The sequence below is a fragment of the Dietzia sp. 179-F 9C3 NHS genome (assembly GCF_045369825.1).
Taxonomy (GTDB): Bacteria; Actinomycetota; Actinomycetes; order Mycobacteriales; family Mycobacteriaceae; genus Dietzia.
The window spans coordinates 1-1,254 of sequence record NZ_JBIQES010000041.1 but is presented as its reverse complement, the minus strand read 5'-3'; the positions used below and the strand labels follow the sequence as shown (position 1 = coordinate 1,254).

Below are 1,254 nucleotides of genomic sequence, written 5' to 3'. Positions count from 1 at the left end.
GCGGGATCGATCTTCTTCGGCATACAGCCATCCTCCTCGACTCGAAAAGGAGGCGGCGGGAAACCTGGGGCGGTTCAATTCGGCTATGACGTCCCGAAGTTGATAGTCGGTGACGGCCGCCAGATACACCGCGGCCACTCGATGCTGCCGGTCAAGCACGAGAGTCGTGGGCACAATCGAGGTGGGAAAGCCTCGGAGTGCACCTACGGCGGCGTTGCTCGGGTCCCAGATCGACGGGTAGGTAAGTCCGTTGTCGCGTACGAAGTCGACCGGCTTGTCGCGATTGGGATCACGCACGTTTATTCCGAGCACGGTGGCTCCCTGGGGTTCAAACTCCTCGTGAAGGCGCTGAAGATCGTCGACCTCGGTGCGGCAAGGCCCGCACCATTGGCCCCACGTATTGAGGATCACCACGTCCCCTTTGTAGTCAGCGAGCCCTATGGTCTGGTCTGGATCAAGCAGATCGGGGCCGGCGAGCTCGGCCACCGGCTTCCGTTCTTCCTCGGGGTAGTGGATTTCCAGCTGCCCATCAGGGCTGACGAACTCGAAAGTGCCGCCCTGCGCGACCGCATCGGTGCCACTCCCGCAACCGGAGAGGACTAGGGTGCCCGCACACAGGGCCGCCCAGAGGCGCGCGCGAAAACCGATGGCTCGGGTACTGCCCATGCTTTTCACTCCGGTCTGCGACGGGTCATTGCCCCCTCGGCTCCGAACCGGCGGTGCCGCACGGGGTGGCTCTGTCGAACACCAGTGTCGTGACCGGCACTGGCGAGATGGTCCCACTGTCTGATCGTGCCATAGCCGATATCCGCCCTGTGAAACGCCACTGAACGGCGCGGTCGAACGGGTGGGTTCTGGGGGTGGGGCGGCACGCCTGCGTCCATTGACTGTGTTGGCCTTGCGGTTTCCTCGCCCTTCGGTGTGCGGTGACACCGCCGAGAACGGTTCACTGCGTACTGTACTATTCAGTGCATGCTGTCTCTTGCTTCGCGTCAAGGTGTGATGAACCGACTCGGTCGCGCCATGGCTGACCCGACTCGTTCTCGTATCCTCTTGAGACTGCTGGATGGGCCTGTGTATCCCGCCGAGATTGCCCAGGAGCTTGGGTTGACGCGGTCAAATGTGTCGAATCATCTCGCTTGCCTCAGGGATTGCGGGATCGTCGTCGCCGAATTTGAGTGTCAAGGGCCAGTGAGTTCTGCCCAGGGGCGGTCTTGAGACCTGCCCGGTGACGGTCACCAGATCTGCCCGGAG

The 1,254-nt window shown here is 62.5% G+C and carries 2 pseudogenes; one reads left to right on the top strand and one right to left on the bottom strand.

What is annotated here, in order from left to right:
- Nucleotides 1–75: 75 nt before the first annotated feature.
- Nucleotides 76–666, bottom strand: a pseudogene (locus ACH0BZ_RS16355) (TlpA disulfide reductase family protein); the annotation flags it as partial.
- Nucleotides 667–972: 306 nt separating this feature from the next.
- On the opposite strand from ACH0BZ_RS16355, the pseudogene ACH0BZ_RS16350 reads away from it, so the two are divergent.
- Nucleotides 973–1,179: pseudogene (locus ACH0BZ_RS16350) on the top strand (ArsR/SmtB family transcription factor); the annotation flags it as partial.
- Between the last annotated feature and the right edge of the window lie 75 nt (nucleotides 1,180–1,254).